General features: G+C 45.2%; 15 protein-coding genes. 13 read left to right on the top strand and 2 right to left on the bottom strand.

Features of this window, described 5'->3' with window-relative positions; all coding sequences use genetic code 11:
- Positions 1-4: 4 nt before the first annotated feature.
- The 4 genes from GKZ87_12265 to GKZ87_12250 all read left to right on the top strand — a co-directional run bounded on the left by GKZ87_12265 (position 5) and on the right by GKZ87_12250 (position 2,915).
- A complete protein-coding gene (locus tag GKZ87_12265; GenBank protein QSI26208.1) occupies positions 5-1,258 on the top strand; it encodes a rhomboid family intramembrane serine protease in 1,254 nt (417 codons plus the stop codon).
- The gene (locus tag GKZ87_12260) at positions 1,259-1,753 is read left to right on the top strand and encodes a cytidine deaminase (GenBank protein QSI26207.1); all 495 of its coding nucleotides are present in this window, start codon (positions 1,259-1,261) and stop codon (positions 1,751-1,753) included.
- A gap of 252 nt (positions 1,754-2,005) precedes the next feature.
- Complete coding sequence (locus GKZ87_12255) at positions 2,006-2,518, top strand: hypothetical protein (protein QSI26206.1); 513 nt, start codon at positions 2,006-2,008, stop codon at positions 2,516-2,518.
- Between the two features lies 1 nt (position 2,519).
- Entirely contained in the window at positions 2,520-2,915 is a 396-nt protein-coding gene (locus GKZ87_12250; protein ID QSI26205.1) for a hypothetical protein, read from the top strand.
- Between the two features lie 237 nt (positions 2,916-3,152).
- Here the strand turns inward: GKZ87_12250 and rnhC are convergent, their stop codons facing one another.
- Complete coding sequence (gene rnhC, locus GKZ87_12245) at positions 3,153-4,052, bottom strand: ribonuclease HIII (GenBank protein QSI26204.1); 900 nt, start codon at positions 4,050-4,052, stop codon at positions 3,153-3,155.
- Between the two features lie 136 nt (positions 4,053-4,188).
- Here rnhC and GKZ87_12240 point away from each other — a divergent pair, with 136 nt between their 5' ends.
- The 9 genes from GKZ87_12240 (at position 4,189) to GKZ87_12200 (ending at position 14,500) form a co-directional block, all read left to right on the top strand.
- Entirely contained in the window at positions 4,189-4,848 is a 660-nt protein-coding gene (locus GKZ87_12240; protein QSI26203.1) for a CvpA family protein, read from the top strand.
- A gap of 10 nt (positions 4,849-4,858) precedes the next feature.
- Positions 4,859-7,198: an endonuclease MutS2 gene (locus tag GKZ87_12235; GenBank protein ID QSI26202.1), complete on the top strand. Its 2,340-nt coding sequence runs from the start codon at positions 4,859-4,861 to the stop codon at positions 7,196-7,198.
- On the top strand, positions 7,198-8,976 hold the full coding sequence (uvrC, locus tag GKZ87_12230; GenBank protein QSI26201.1) for an excinuclease ABC subunit UvrC: 1,779 nt from the start codon (positions 7,198-7,200) through the stop codon (positions 8,974-8,976). Before GKZ87_12235 ends, uvrC begins: the two co-directional genes overlap by 1 nt.
- A 48-nt stretch (positions 8,977-9,024) precedes the next feature.
- A complete protein-coding gene (locus GKZ87_12225) occupies positions 9,025-9,219 on the top strand; it encodes a helix-turn-helix transcriptional regulator (GenBank protein QSI27952.1) in 195 nt (64 codons plus the stop codon).
- A gap of 597 nt (positions 9,220-9,816) precedes the next feature.
- A complete protein-coding gene (locus GKZ87_12220) occupies positions 9,817-10,398 on the top strand; it encodes a resolvase (GenBank protein ID QSI26200.1) in 582 nt (193 codons plus the stop codon).
- Positions 10,399-10,475: 77 nt separating this feature from the next.
- Positions 10,476-11,597, top strand: coding sequence for a D-alanyl-D-alanine carboxypeptidase (locus GKZ87_12215; GenBank protein ID QSI26199.1), 1,122 nt, complete (start codon positions 10,476-10,478; stop codon positions 11,595-11,597).
- Positions 11,598-11,665: 68 nt separating this feature from the next.
- The gene (locus tag GKZ87_12210) at positions 11,666-12,646 is read left to right on the top strand and encodes a spore gernimation protein GerM (protein QSI26198.1); all 981 of its coding nucleotides are present in this window, start codon (positions 11,666-11,668) and stop codon (positions 12,644-12,646) included.
- Between the two features lie 63 nt (positions 12,647-12,709).
- On the top strand, positions 12,710-13,201 hold the full coding sequence (locus GKZ87_12205) for a YfcE family phosphodiesterase (GenBank protein QSI26197.1): 492 nt from the start codon (positions 12,710-12,712) through the stop codon (positions 13,199-13,201).
- Positions 13,202-13,309: 108 nt separating this feature from the next.
- Entirely contained in the window at positions 13,310-14,500 is a 1,191-nt protein-coding gene (locus tag GKZ87_12200) for a F420-0--gamma-glutamyl ligase (protein ID QSI26196.1), read from the top strand.
- A gap of 276 nt (positions 14,501-14,776) precedes the next feature.
- Here the strand turns inward: GKZ87_12200 and GKZ87_12195 are convergent, their stop codons facing one another.
- Positions 14,777-15,712, bottom strand: coding sequence for an Rpn family recombination-promoting nuclease/putative transposase (locus GKZ87_12195; protein ID QSI26195.1), 936 nt, complete (start codon positions 15,710-15,712; stop codon positions 14,777-14,779).
- Between the last annotated feature and the right edge of the window lie 637 nt (positions 15,713-16,349).

Here is a 16,349-nt window from a genome sequence, read left to right as displayed (position 1 = left end):
CTGGATGCAGGTCAGCGAATATGATTTGTATGCCTATCAGCTGCTGCATTATCTGGTAGTCCAGCAGCAGTACCGAGTTGTCCGTGTTCAGCAGCATAAGGATGATCTATGGCTCATGAACGAACAGAATTCGGCCTATCCGGTGATCCGGATTTCATCCAGCGGCAATGCGGGAACCTTTGCGGATACGGACTATGTGCGCAATGTTCATCGCGTAATTCTCAATTTGATGCACAGAGAGGGGCCGATGCTGATTCTGAATACAAATCCGGGGTCCAGTCCGGTACACAATGCCTTTCTGACACAAATCTGCATTGCACCACAAAAGATCAGTGAGCCTCAGCTCATCCGTGTGTTTCGCGGTATCGATCAGGTTGTACACCTGGTCAGTGATCCGGATAAGGAAACAAGCACACTGCTCGCCCAGGTTGAGGAAGCAGAATTGAAGCAGCAGCAGGATTTTATTAAAAAAGTGCGGAAGAAAAGTATACCGCGGGTGACACTTGCTATTATGGCTGTCTGTACGATAGTTCTCGTACTGGAGTATATACTGGCCTATACTGGTGGTAATATGGATAGTGCTGTTGTAGCAGTTGGTGGATTTTATAAAATGAATATTGTTGCGGCACATGAATACTGGCGGTTACTCAGCGGCGGCTTTGTACAGAACGGTGTGATACCGTTTGTCATCAGCATGTATGCTCTTTATGCGACAGGAAAGCTGTGTGAGCATCGTTTAGGCAGAGGCTGGTATACGGCTGTCTTTCTAGCCTCCGTAATATTGGGGAATATGGCTCAGCTGATTGCCGCACCCAATGCCATTGCGACTGGAATGAGTGCCGGCATATTCGGTGTTGCCGCTGCCTTTTTGACCAGCCAACTGCTCTCACATACACTGCGTCATCCGCTGCTGCGGATTCCGTTGTATAACTGCATGGTCATTCTGCTGTTGCTGGCACTGGTACCGTCGGTATCCTTTGTGGCTGATCTAGCAGGAATCCTGTGCGGGATTCTGTTTGGCTTATGGATCTATGGTAAGCAGAATGATTCCCTCATGAGGCATCATGCGAAAATGGCACTGGCTTTGTATGCGGTAAGCATGCTTGTCTACGGCGTGGCAGTGGATACTGTAACACCGGTTGATCGGCATGTGGATGCTGCACTGATTCGTATTTACCGGCATACACCACTGAATGCCTATGCAGACTATCTGCAGGAGCATTTTAGCAGACAATATGAAAAAACAGGAGGTATGTAAATGAAACGGGAAGATGTATTGACATGGGATGAGTATTTCATGGGATTGGCGCATCTGAGCGCAAAACGCAGCAAGGATCCTTCCACACAGGTGGGAGCGGTCATCGTTAGTGATGAACACCGCGTCGTCAGCATCGGCTATAACGGCTTTCCAAACGGCTGCAGCGATGACGAATTTCCATGGGATCGGGAAGGGGAATTTGGAAATACCAAATATCCGTACGTGGTACATGCAGAGCTGAATGCGATTTTGAACAGTAAGCATGATCTGAAGGGCTGCAGCATTTATGTATCCCTGTTTCCCTGCAATGAGTGTGCCAAGGCGATTATTCAAAGCGGCATCAGCCGGATCGTATATGAGTCAGATAAATACGGACACACGGAGGGAACGATTGCCAGCAAGCGGATGCTGCGCAGTGCCGGAGTGGAGCTGGTACAGCTGCCGTATGCGATTGAGCTGGAGGTTACCAGAAAGGTGAATCCTACTGTTATATGAGAAATTGAAGCTGTCAGAAATGGCAGCTTTTTAAGTGTGAAGGGCATATATAGTACACCTGAGAGGAAGAAGGCCAGGAGGCGTAATCACAAGCAAAAAATCAAATTGAATGCGTCTTAATCATCAGATTGTTTAAGAAAACTGAGCGAAATGCAAGAGGAAGGTTGAAAACCTATTGATTTATAATTTTAAATGTGATATAAATTGAGTATTGGGATAATACCGTTAATATAAAAACAGAGGAGGACCGATATGCATTTATTAAACATAAAAAGTAATTGGAAACATGCAACCTTGGAATATCTAATCAAAAAGGAAGATCCATCTCAGGATATGTCAAGAGCAGCTGTTTTTGAAAGAGAAGTAAATGCAGCTGAGAATGTAGGGGATTGGAGAGAAATACAAGTTTTGCTTTCTAAATTGAAAAGAGTTGAAAAAGTACCAGTATTTACCAACTTGCAGGCAAAATATAGTGATACTGTGGAAGAAAAATTAAATAAGATTAGAAAAAAAATGCTGATGGATTTAAAAAAGCATGGTCTGAAAGTACTTCAAGCTCAGTATATGGTGTTGCTTCTTCAGACAAACTATCTGCAGAGCCTTAAACGCGAAAAGTTGATGATTAGTTCAGAAAAGCAACTAGAGGAAGACACCATGTCTCTACCTTCGATGGCCGCATGCTTAGTAGAAATAATGCTTCAAGATAAGGATTCAGAAGCATTGGCTGAGATAAAAAGAATCTTAGTAGAATGGAGGAAGGGGTAATATGAACCTACAAGAAGGAAGAAAAGCTTTACAGCTGATTGCCAAACATCCGGAAACAATAGCATGGGAGGATTTTACAGATTACTCAACAACGTCTTGTATTGATTGGAAGAATCTTTCGGTAAGTGATAACTTAAAGTATCTTAACAGTCGAACAGTTGTTGAACAACTCCTATCAAGACAAAGTCCTTTGTATAAAATGATAGCAGAAAAAGTAGCTGATCTTCAGGGGAATAAATACGTATGCTATGATTGGCTTATGAAAGCTCTTGCTCGCAGTATAGCTTATTGCACTTTTAGTGAATTTCAAGCAATGATCGAATTATCCATTTCCATTCAGCAAGCTATGCGAAAAAAAGGAGTCGATACCATTCATAGTATTGAGGATCTTTTATGATGATGGCAGATTAGATAGAGGTATTAGAATAATGAAAAACGTCTATTTTAAAGTCAATAGACGTTTTTGTTTGTGGCTATTTACAAAAAAATATAATTCTGAAAATGAATGAAGCAGCATGAATTTTAAAGAATGCAAAGCCTATCCTTCTGCTTGTGTGCCTTATGGATAAGGCTTTTCTACCTCTTATTTCAGAGGTTGAGTTCATATTGTAGAATACAAAATTGTTAAGCTATTTCAACCAAGGGCCTTTTTTGTATTGGCAAAATGCAGCTTGGCTACCTGAAACAGCGCTTCTTTTCCATGAATTGCCACAAAGTCACGGATGTTTGCATCCACCTTGCTTCCGGCACCCTTTAAAAAGGTGAAATCATATCGCTCACACATGGCATCGAAGGATTTCAGAAATGCATAGCGAGCAATGATCGAGCCCGCTGCAACGGAAAGATATTTATTCTCCGCCTTTGTTTCAAAATGTATGTCATATACGACATCGCGTTCCTTCTGCAAATAGCGGTAGTAGGAGCTTTTTTGTACAAACTGGTCTATGATGCAGAACTCGGGGAGTGCTCCCAGCTTTTTACGTAAATGCACGTATGCCTGATTATGCATGCGGGATTTGATTGCCACCATATTATTCTCACCATGGATGCGGTTGTAGGTCGCATTATCCAGAATCAGCAGACTATGAGGAAGCCGTTCTATCAGCTTTGGTGCCATGCGCCGTATCGCGGCATCATCAATCGCCTTGGAATCCTGAATACCCTGCTCTCTCAGAAATTCCACATCCTGTGCTGTAACACAGGTTGCACAAACGGTAACCGGGCCAAAATAATCACCGGTACCCACCTCATCACTGCCGGCCTGCGGGTAAATTTCCTTACTGTAGGCAGGTCTGCTTCTGCCCGCCGTCTTTTTTTCCTGCGGCTTTGCGGATGGTGAAAGCAGTGCGGCACATTCCTCGGCCCCGTTTCCCTGGAAGACGACCTTTCCAGATTCATAAGCGGTAATCACGCAGTCGCTCGTCTTGATCTGATAAAGTGCATAGGGAGGTGTTTTACGTATCTCGGCGTTTTTCAGCCGCTGCTTCAGCTCCATCATTTTTGCCGTACTGGCCTGTATTGTACATGTACCCATGGTATCTCCTCCTCATAACTTTTCCATTTTAGCATAAAATGTGACAGCAGGATATAGAAATCGGGTGTTCCCATTCATTTTTTTCTGTGTTCATGGTAAAATAATGAGACGGACGAAAGAAAGCAGGTGGTTGATCGTGTCCATAATTTTGATTGTGAATATCGTAATCGTATGTGTGTTATGTGCCTGCATCCTTGGCGGATACCGTGATGGCTTTCTGCTGAAGCTGCTCAGTATCCTTGGTTTCTTCGTATGCGGCTTTCTGGCATGGTGGGCATCGGGAATCCTTGGCGGCTTCCTGCATCTGTATCCGCAAAGTGCCGTTCCCATGCAGGATACACCGCTGGAGGGGCTGCTGTATGAGCATCTGAATCATCTGCTGCTGTTTGTACTTCTATTTGTCTTGCTGCAGCTGGCAATTCTTATATTGAAGCCTTTTACAAAGGCGGCGAATCATGTGCCAATCGTATCCGGAATCAACCGTATGCTGGGGGCAGCACTGGGCGCTTTGCAGGCTGTTCTGCTCATGGTGCTGGCAGCATTGATTTGTCAGCTGCCCTTCTGGAAAACAGGAAATGAAATCGCATCGGCATCCCTTTTACGCTATGGTGAGCCATTGCTGAAAACGATCACGTTTTATGCAAGGGAGCCTTTGCAGGAGCTGTCCAAGCTAACCTCTGCCCTGGAGGAAAAGCAGACACTCAGCACAGCAGAAAAAGAGACTGTCCGTGATTGGCTGCTGCAACAAAATATGAAAAAGGAAGACGTGGACACCGTGCTGTCTGCGCTGCAATAGAGGTAAGAATATGAAAGATACGTATGAACCATTAGAGCTGGATCTCGTAAAGGAGCAGGTCGCAAGGCATGCCTCCTTTTCCCTGGGAAAACAGCTGATTCGACAAATGACGCCACGCTTTGATGCCCTCTGGGTAAAGCGGGAGCTGACACGCGTAAAAGAGGCCTATGCTCTTGTCGTGCGCTTTGGAAACATGCCCTTTGGCGGTATTCATGACACGAAGGACAGCATTGAGGCGGCAATGAAGGACATGACGCTGACACCGTCTGAGCTGCGCGAAATTGCGGACAGTACCCGTGCGGTGGAGCAAATGCGCAAATATATGAAGGCGAGTGATCTGGAAACACCGCTGATCCGGGAGCTGACGGATTCCTTTGCCCAGCATCAGCAGCTGGCAGCTTCTGTTGAACACTGCATTTCCATGAACAGTGAGGTGCTGGATAATGCCAGTGCCAAGCTGAAAAGTATACGGAAATCCATCCTGTCCTGCAACGGAGACATCAGCAGTGAGGTACAGCGGTTTATCTCACGGAATGCAAATAAGCTGATGGATACGATTACGACCGTACGCAATGAGCGCACCTGCGTATTGGTGAAAATCAGTGAGAAAAACAGTGTGGACGGCTTTGTACATGGAGAGAGTGCTTCCGGACAAACGGCCTATGTGGAGCCGCGCAGTCTGCTGGTGCTCAACAACCGTCTGCAGGCGCTGAAAAGCCAGGAGCAGGAGGAAATCACGAGAATTTTATTTGAGCTGAGTCAGCAGGTAAAGGCAGTCGGCCATGAGCTGCTTGGAAATCTGGAAACCTTTGCTCTGCTGGACAGCATCTTTGCCCGCGGTCTGTGGACAAAGGCACAGGACGGCTGTATCGCAGAGCTGAACACGCGGGATGATCATTTATTTCTGAAGGCAGCCCGTCATCCGTTGATCGATCCGCAAAGGGTTGTGGCAAATACATATGAAATACGCAAGCCGCATCACAGCCTGCTCATAACCGGAAGCAATACCGGAGGAAAGACGGTTACCTTAAAAACCATTGGTCTGTTTGTCGCCCTGACGATGTCCGGTATGCCGCTGAGTGCAGAAGAGGCAGTCGTACCGCTGTTTGATGCCCTGTATGTCGATATCGGTGATGATCAGTCCATTCAGGAATCCCTATCCACCTTTTCCTCCCATATTTCCAAGCTGGCAGATATATGCGACCATGCATCTGCGCGCTCCCTGGTACTGCTGGATGAGCTGGGAAGTGGGACAGACCCGAAGGAGGGAGAACCGCTGGCAGTTGCCGTACTCGATCATCTGCGTGCAATCGGTGCAATGGTGATTGCCACGACCCATTACTCTGCATTGAAAACCTACGGTGCCGATAATGAGGATATCCTGTTATCCAGTGTGGAATTTGATATGGAGCTGATGAAGCCGACGTACAGATATATTGAAGGAATCAGCGGACAGTCAAATGCATTTGAAATTGCCCGCCGCTATGGATTAAAGGACAGCATCATTCAGTTTGCGAAAAGCCGCAAGGAGGCAGATCGTAGCAAGGCGGATATTGCGATGGAAAAGCTGGAGCAGTCTCTGATGGAAAATCATGAGCTAAAAGAAAAGCTGTCTGTCCGGCTGCAGGATGTTAAACAGCTGCAGGAGGATCTGGAACGGGAAAAGAAGCAACTGGAGAACCGTCGAAAGGAAATTCTGGAAACCGTGAAGGAGGACGCCAGAAAGCAGCTCGAAGCCTCCTTAGAGGAAGCACAGGACATTATTGAGGAGCTGAAGCAGATGCAAAGTGATGCCAAGCCGCATGAAATCAGCGACCGCAAGGCGAAGCTGAACAAGCTGTCACAGCTGGAGGATGAAGCCGGACAGAGCGAGCATACAGAGCGTGAAAAAACGTCGTATCAGGTCGGCGATTATGTAAAAATCAGCAAGCTGAGCTATTATGGGGAAATCGTGTCCATGAACAAGGAAAAGGTATGCGTGCTGGCAAACGGTATGAAAATGAATACTACGATACATGATATAGAACCGGCTGTCCGTCAAGTGCAGAAAACAAAGAAAAAGGGCTATTCCAAAGCCTCTGTGCGTGCTTTCTCCATGGAATGCAATGTTATCGGTATGCGGGTGGCAGAGGCACTGCCGATCATTGATAAATATTTAGATAATGCCATGCTGGCAAAGGCAAACAATGTCCGTATCATTCACGGTATGGGAACCGGTGCATTACGCAAGGGTGTCCATGACTTCCTGAAGCGCAACCCGCGGGTGGAAAGCTTTCACATGGGCGGCCAGGGAGAAGGCGGACTTGGAGCGACGGTTGTTGCTTTGAAGCAGAAGGGAAGCGCTAAATAATGGCAAATATGGCAAAAATAGAGGATAAGCTGAAAATCCTTCCTGCCCTGCCTGGCTGCTATCTGATGAAAAATAAGGATGGCGATATCATTTATGTCGGAAAGGCGAAAAAGCTAAAGCAGCGTGTACGGCAGTACTTTGTCGGCGCCCATGATTTCAAGACGACGCGTCTTGTCAGTCATATCGATGATTTTGAATATATCGTGACATCCAGTGAGAAAGAGGCACTGCTGCTGGAAATCAATCTGATTAAAAAGCATACACCTCCCTACAATATCATGTTTATGGATGATAAATCCTATCCATATCTGAAGCTGACCAAGGAAGCAGCACCGGTGCTGAAGGTGGTACGCAATACAAAGGATCGCAAGGCGTATTACTTCGGGCCGTTCCCGGACTCCGGAGCGGCCTGGGAAACGGCCAAGCTGTTAAACCGGATCTATCCGCTGCGCAAATGCCGGCGGATGCAGAAAAAGGAATGCCTGTATTATCATATGGGACAGTGTCTGGCACCCTGCATTCAGGAGATCGACGAACATGTGTATGCGGAAATGGTCAGCGGTATTCAGAAGTTTATGCGCGGGGATGTAAAAGATATGCTGGATTCGCTGCGCAAGGAAATGGAGCAGGCAAGTGCAGAGCTGGCCTTTGAAAAAGCACAGGAAAAGCTGAGTCTGATCCAGGCAATCGAGCATGTGACATCCAAGCAGCAGATTGACTTCAAGGATCGTAAGGACAGGGATGTATTCGGCTATTATGTTGACAAGGGCTATATCTCCATTCAGGGCTTTTTTCTGCGCGGTGGCAAGCTGCTGGAGCGTACGCTGTCCATTGAGCCGTTGTATGAGCAGGCAGAGGATGCGTTTGTATCCTTTATTCTTCAGTATTATGCGAACAATCCGCTGCCGCAGGAAATTCTCATACCAAAGGAATACGATATCACACATCTGGAGGAAATTCTGGATACGAAGCTGCTGCAGCCCATGCGCGGAGATAAGCTGAAGCTGGTGGACATGGTGCTTGCGAATGCGAAAAATGCCCATGAACAGAAATTTGAGCTGGTGGAGCGTAAGGAAAGCCGGCGCTATGAGGGAATGCAGCAGCTAAGCAATCTATTACAAAAGGAAATTCACCGGATCGAGCTGTTTGACAACTCGCATATTTCTGGAACACATAATGTCAGCGGAATGGTGGTTTACCGGGATGGGGAGCCGAGTAAAAAGGATTACCGCACCTTCCGTCTGGGAGAATATGTCAGTGACCTTGACTCCATGAAGGAGGTCATCTACCGGCGCTATTTCCGGCTGTTGAAGGAAGGCGGCCGCTTTCCGGATTTGCTCATAGTCGATGGAGGCTATCTGCAGATTGAGGCGGCCAAGGAAATTATAGATGCATTGGATATCCCGCTAACCCTGTGCGGTCTGGTGAAGGATGATAATCATCGAACCAGCAATCTGATGGATGTTCACGGAAACATCCTTCCGGTAAAGCGCGACAGCTCCCTGTTCTTTCTGTTGACACAGATGCAGGATGAGGTGCACCGTTTTGCAATCAGCTATCATCGCAGACTGCGCGGAAAAGCCATGACGAAGTCCATTCTGGATGAGGTGGAAGGAATCGGAGAGGTTCGTAAAAAGGAAATATGGAAGCATTTCAAGTCCTTAAAACGGCTGAAGGAGGCCACTGTTGCGGACATCAGTGCTGTTGTTCCTGAGAAAGTAGCACAAAATATTTACAATATCCTGCATAACACAGACCAAAAACCGGAAGATGCATAAGATAAAGGTAGGTAGGAACGTTAGGGGGTAAGTGCTACGCAAAAAATACTGACGCAACGAGAAAAAGAGGTTTTTGAATTACTGATTGCCAATTACAGCACAAAGGAAATAGCGAAGCTGATGAACATATCCGATAAAACGGTTAGGAACCATATATCCAATGTTATGTTGAAGCTTGGGGTTAAAGGAAGAGCCCAGGCGGTCGTTGAGCTGCTGAAATTGGAGGAATTAACACTTGATTAGGCAGGACGCTTTTGCGTTCTGCTTTTCTGGTGTGTGATTATCTGCTTATCTGTAACATGTCCTTACAGCTATTGTGAAGCAGTCCGGTTGTGATAACGGTATGGATAGTGTCGTTTGTACCACTAATGGAATTTTTTTGTAATATGACAGTAGGAGTCTGTATTCTGTATATTTCAGGAAGTGCCAGGCAGTATGAGAACATAGGATTGCAAAGTATACAGGGTATCCTTCATACAGAAACAGCCTTCAATCCCTGTGCTTATTGTATATCTATGAAACAATTCAGAGGTTGCATTAGCGGATATGGGAAGAATATCATTCCATGTCATGCGCTTTCTGCTTTACACGTGCACCTGTTGTTTTATGAGGGAAATATGAAGCATTTTCTGCATGCAGACATACGGTTATCTATCTTCACGGACGATGCTTGAAAATTTCCAAATATTGTAAAAAACTATAGTTTTTTAGATTCTTTCCACAGAAGGATTGATTCTGGTAAAGGTATAGTGTAGAATGACCTTGGGATTGTGGTCAGGGTGTTTCTGGGAGCCGCAGCTACCCGCTGTTATTTATAATATACAAATGAGGTGATGATCAATGAATTATTTTTATGCCTATGTGGAGGATGAGCGGGAAGAACAGGAAATGCGGCAGCTGCAGAAAAAGCTGCAGGACGCACAGGAGGCGGTCTGCTTTCTGGATCATGGGGGTGCTGCACAGTGGGAGTATTTGCAGTCCGTATGGAAAAAAGGGGATACGCTGATTATCTGTGATATTGCACATCTTGCTAGTGAGGTCATAGAACTTAAGCGAAGACTAGGCCTGCTGCAGGAACACGGTTTACATACCAAATTGCCGGATGGACGTATTGTGGATCTGGAACAAATGCAGCTAATGATTGAATTTGTGACGGGGACAATCCGCAAACGCAACTACGCTAAGCAGATTGCAGGCATTCACAAGGCACTGGAAAAGAAACGAAACGGGGAGGGAAGCTACGGACGTCCGAAAATGGTGCTTCCTGACGATTTTGAAGATAATATACGAAAAATCATGCGCAAGGAGATGAAGCATGAGGATTATCAACAGCAGCTGGGCTTTAAACGCTCCACCTATTTCAAGATGGTAAAGGAGCTGCGGGACGGCTGGAAAGAGGAGGAAGAAAAGAGGAAACCCTGAGCAGTATGTGAAGAGTGCGAACGCTTCCTCTTTTTTTCATGCGGAAACTCGTGTATAATAAAGGACGAGGTGAGCCTATGCTACTGAAACGAAGCATTTTTGTCATCCTGCTGATTGCCCTTTTCAGCGGATGCTTTTATATTATGAATCAGCATTACGACGAGCTGGCACGCTATCCGCATGCATTAAGCGATGAGGAGCGCAAGCTGGTGCTGTCCCATCTTAGCACAGAGCAGATCAATTATCTGGTTTCTCAGAAAGTGGAACCGGATCAGTTTCTGCCCTTTATCGATATCAAGGATTTCGATTTGAATAATACCTTATGGTATGATGCCGCTTATCGCACACAGAAGCCATCGCATACCGACCAGGATCAGGCGGTAAAGGAATACATCGTCAGCTTTATTAACCGCTATCGCAGCCGCATGGAATACGGAGAGCTTCACGATCTGCTATCCAATTATACCTATAATGTACTGACCCGCTTTTTTGATGAGGGAGATCCCTATATTGAAAATGCGCAGCTCATAGCAAAGCCCAATGAAATGTATCTTGTGCTTACTGGTAAACGGACGCTGTATACCTATGAACCGGATGATCTTGTCTCTATCAATGATCTTCCGCATGCCTCTCTTGTGCCGCAGGCCAACGATATCACAATCAAAAAAGAGGTTGTGAAGCCGCTCAAGGAGCTTCTGGCTGCTGCAAAGGAGGTCAATCAGAAGGAAAACGGGGATATGAAGGTGATTGCTGGATATATCTCCTACGAGGATCAGATCAAGCTGTTTGATAAAGCAAAGCTTGTGTATGGAGACGATGTACTGAAGTACTGGGACTATCCCGGACAGAGTGAATTTCAGCTCGGCTATACGGTGCGGCTGCTGCCAAATGGTATGACGAGCGAATTTGATACAAAAAAAGAAAGTGATAAGAAAACAGAAGCCAAGGAAACTGACAAGACCGATGATAAGGAAGAAAAAAAGAGTCCCAGTGAGGAAGAACGCGATCAGGAAATCTGGCTGAAGGACAATGCATATAAATTCGGCTTTATCATCCGCTATCCGAAGCAGAAGGAGGATACGACAGGCAAACGTTATCAGCCGTATACTCTGCGCTATGTCGGTAAGGATATCGCGAAAAGGCTGCATGATGAGGGCTATGTACTCGATGAAGTAAATGTCAGCGATTGGAAGGATTAGGAAAGAACAGTGCGTGCTGTTCTTTTTTTTCGATTTGTCACATACATTGAACTAGAGGTGAACAATGTATGAAGAAAACCTTCAAGAAGCAGATGGCAGTGGTGTTTGGCGCCATTGCCATGATCGGCTATCTGTCCGTGCGCTTTTTTCCACAGCAGGAGCAGCTGGCAACCCCGGTGATTTCCACAAAGGATGAAACAAAGCATATGCAGATTTATATGATGGACAGCGATCAGACACTGGTTCCTTTATCTATTCCGGTCAGTGAGGAAATGAGTGAGGAGGATAAGCTGGCGCTTATGTTTTCCTATATGAGTGGCAAGCAGGAAATCAAGGGCTTTCAGCCGCTGTTTGAAAAGGAATGCACATTGCAGTCCGCATCGATAAAAAACGGAATTGTATCCCTGTACTTTGATGCTTCCTTAAAAAATTATAACAAGGACAATGAGCTGCGTATTTTAGAGGCAATTACATGGGGGGCTACCCAGTTTCATGATATAGAACAGGTAAAGCTGTATCTGAATGACAAGCAGCTGACTGCCATGCCAAATGCACAGACACCGATTCCGGAAATCCTCAACCGCAGTATCGGAATCAATCACTTTGAAACGTCCACGGCTTCCCTGCATGATTCCACCTCGTTAACTGTATTCTGTACAAAAAAGGTCGAAGGGAATGAATACATGGTTCCAAAAAGCAAGCGGGTAGCGCAAAATAAAGGGGATACGCTGAAAGCAAGCGTGGAGGACATTCTTTCGGATATCAGTGTGTCCAGCAGACTTGACCAGCCGCTGTATGCGGATGATATTCGGGTAAGCAGCTTTGATGTTTACGACGGCTCCCTGGTTGTGAATCTGAATAAGAATATCCTTGGCAGTAACCGCAGTGTGAAGCAGGATGTTTATAATGCGCTGGTGCTTTCCCTGGCGGCATTGCCGGGTATTGAAAAGGTGGAGGTACGTGTGGATGGGGTCACCGTATCACCAAGGGATCAGAAGGAGGATATGGTATCGGTATATGCTTTGACGTATAATGAGGTGCAGTTCTAGCGTATTTGAAAAAAACACTTCTAAATGTCAGCGTTTTTTGGTATGATAATAGCGGTGGTAAAAATGAAGATAGTAGTGGTCAGTGACAGTCATGGACGTGATGATGCGCTGGAATATGTTCTGCAGCAGCATAGTGACGCCTATGCTTATATCCATTGCGGAGATATTGATGCGGATCCGGGGGCCTTTCCCCAGTTTGTGACCGTCGGCGGTAACAATGATATATTTTATGATTATCCGGATGAACAGATTCTTTGTATCGGGGCTCATCGTATCTTTATCGTACATTCCCATCAGTTTATGTATTCACGCAGAAGCCAGCAGATGGCAGCGGCCGCAAAGGATCGAAGCTGTGATATTGTCTGTTACGGACACACGCATATAGCGGCGGATGAAACAGTGGACGGCATTCGTCTGCTCAATCCGGGATCGCTGTGGCGAAGCCGTGATGGAAGAGGGCCGAGCTATGCGCTTCTGTATATTGAAGACGATGCTGTGGATGTGCAGTTTGAGTTTCTGCCGCAGAAGCAGAAGAAAAGCAAGTTTTTCTGGTAGGATAAACCGTACATGATGCGGTTTTTCTTGCGTTATCAGGGTTTCAAATCACAAGGGTGATTGAAATAGATGAAAAGATACACAAAGTAAAGAAAGGTGTTAGAGATTATGGAAAGAAAAATAGGAACGGTATCCAGAGGCGTACGCTGTCCGATTATCCGCGAAGGAGACGATCTGGCGGCAATCGTTACAGAAAGCGTACTGTCTGCGGCGCAGGCGGAGGGCTTTGCACTGCGTGATCGTGATGTCATAGCGGTAACGGAGTCCATTGTCGCAAGAGCACAGGGCAATTATGCTTCCGTGGCGGCAATCGCAGCAGATGTAAAGGAAAAGCTGGGAGGGGAAACCATCGGTGTTATGTTCCCAATCCTGAGCCGGAACCGTTTTGCGATCTGTCTGAAGGGGATTGCGATGGGTGCGAAGAAGGTTGTTTTGATGCTGAGCTATCCAAGCGATGAGGTTGGAAACGAGCTGGTATCCATCGAGCAGCTGGATGAGGCTGGTGTGAATCCGTACAGCGATGTACTGAGCCTTGAAAAGTATCGCAAGCTTTTTGGTGAGAACCGTCACGAATTCACGGGTGTGGATTATGTGAGCTATTATGGTGATTTGATCCGCTCCTGCGGTGCAGAGGTGGAAATTATTTTTGCCAACCATCCTAAGGAAATTCTTAATTATACAAAAAATGTTTTAACCTGTGATATTCATACGCGTGCAAGAACAAAACGTATTCTGAAGGCAAACGGGGCAGAGCGAGTATGCGGATTGGATGATATTATGACGGCTGCTGTAGACGGCTCTGGATATAATGAGGCATTCGGTCTGCTTGGCTCCAATAAATCCACTGAGGATATGGTGAAGCTGTTTCCAAGAGATTGTCAGCCGCTGGTTCAGGATATTCAGAAGCAGATATTAAGCAAGACAGGAAAGCATGTCGAGGTTATGGTGTATGGAGACGGAGCCTTTAAGGATCCTGTCGGGAAAATCTGGGAGCTTGCGGACCCGTGTGTTTCTCCGGCATATACCCCGGGTCTTGAGGGAACACCGAATGAGCTGAAGCTGAAATATCTGGCAGATAATGATTTTGCACAGCTGCAGGGAGAGGAATTGCAGAAGGCGATTGAGGAAAAAATCCGTGAGAAGGAGGAAAATCTGGTAGGGAATATGGCTTCCCAGGGAACGACGCCAAGACGTCTGACTGATTTGATTGGTTCTCTATGTGATTTGACCAGTGGCTCCGGAGATAAGGGGACACCAATCGTTCTGGTACAGGGCTATTTCGATAACTTTACCAATTAGGCGGTTGAGATAAGGCATCGTTTTAAATATGGAAATGCTCTAAGTAGCATGTGACCAAAGAATTTGTTTTTACGAGGATGCACTGTTTACGAAACAGTGAGAAGTATTATAGAAATGCAACTCTAAGACAGGCTGCATTTTTCACATACTATAGCGTTTACGAACCTGTAATCATTTTGCTTATTCCTGGTATGAGATTTAAGGAAGGAAGCTATCGTCAAAAAAGCTGCTTTTGAAATATTGAAAGCAGCTTTTTACATGCATCTCATGATTCTGTTATGCATTCTTTATTTGTTGTTTTAAATCCTCCAGCGTTTCACAGGTGAATAACAAATCAGAAATAGCTGTGATCTGTTTTGCCGTGAGCGTTTGTAACCACGCTGTGGCATCTTCATGATATTTCTTTTCAATCAGCTGATTGAGAAGCAGCTGGATTTTTTTCTCGCCTTCCTTTAATCCTTTTTCAATTCCTTGCTCAAGACCTTCTTTAAAGCTGTCATTTAAACCGTTTCGATAACGAGCCTCTCCCATCTGAATTGCCATCGCCGTTGACCATAGCTTTTCATTTTTCTGCATTTCCTTGTACTTTTCCACGAACACTTTCACCAGCCTTTCCTTCGTTTTTAGTATAGCATCATTTTCATTATTTTCAAACAGATAACACAACTGCTCAAAGTCATTCAACTTCAAAATCCCCTGCTTCCTTACCAGCTCATTGATCACCGGCAGATGTATGTAGCTGCGTTTTATCAGTGCCTTTTTATTCTCCACCTCTCCCTTTTTGGTACGCATTTGGTAATGATTCATCAGATTTCGATTATTCCATGGATATTCATCGATGAAAATTATCTGATGTACAGGCTTCAATAGCTCATACTTCTCTCCGCTGTTTAACTGATCATTCAGCGCTCTTGCCCCATAAAATTCAAAGCGCTTCAATTCTGTTTCAGTAAACGTCGTTTGCATTTCGATGCAAAACAGCTGATTGTTTTCATCCTTTACGTGGACATCTAAAATAATCTTTTTCTTTCCGATGGTCTTGGGATCCAGATTAGGATTCATAACCGTACTTTCCTTAACCCGTATCCTGGTCACACGTTCGATAATGGTGTTGCGTGCAAAGATGGAGCCTTCATCCTCACGAGAGAGGGTGTACTTGAAGAACAAATCATTGCGGTAATTCAATACATCTTCTGGTTGTTTTCTTGTCATTTGACATTTCCTCGTTTCTGCAAGGTTATTCCTTACACTCTTATATACGAAAGGAAATGTTGAAATTCCTAAAAAAATCAAAATTTTATATTATTGATATTAAAAAAGGTCATGCTGACAGAATATGCCTATAAAAATACGAAGCTTTATGTAAAATCAGGGGAAAGAGCTATAAATCAACTAACAGAAGATGTCTTCAGAAAGCACAGGCAGGATTGTCTTCATATATGAATAAAACGAGGATGCTTGTTGAATTATAAAGACAGATATGGATGAACAATACAAGCTATCACGCAACAAAAAAAGTCAGACAAATCATTACTATCATCAACTGTGTTACAGCACCGGTATTCCTTATGGATCATAAAACAATGAAAAATGTCCGGATAAGTGTTCTACCTCCATTGAGATATGCATAGCATGTAGATAGAGGTGATACTATGTCGTTTTTATCGTTTCAGGAATTTCTGAAGTATTTTTCCATGGAGTTATCTATGCTTCAGCAAAAAGAGCAGTTGGAGCAGTACCTGCAGCAATATATGGAATTTTGCACAAAGCACCATATGCTACCTAATTTATTTGATCTGCATAAGGAACTGGCGCCTATGCAGGTCTGAATGTCGAAGCCTGCCGGAAT

The organism is Erysipelotrichaceae bacterium 66202529, from assembly GCA_017161075.1.
Taxonomy (GTDB): domain Bacteria; phylum Bacillota_I; class Bacilli_A; order Erysipelotrichales; family Erysipelotrichaceae; genus Clostridium_AQ.
Note: the sequence above shows the minus strand (reverse complement) of the source record. Positions and strands in the feature narration are given on the sequence as shown.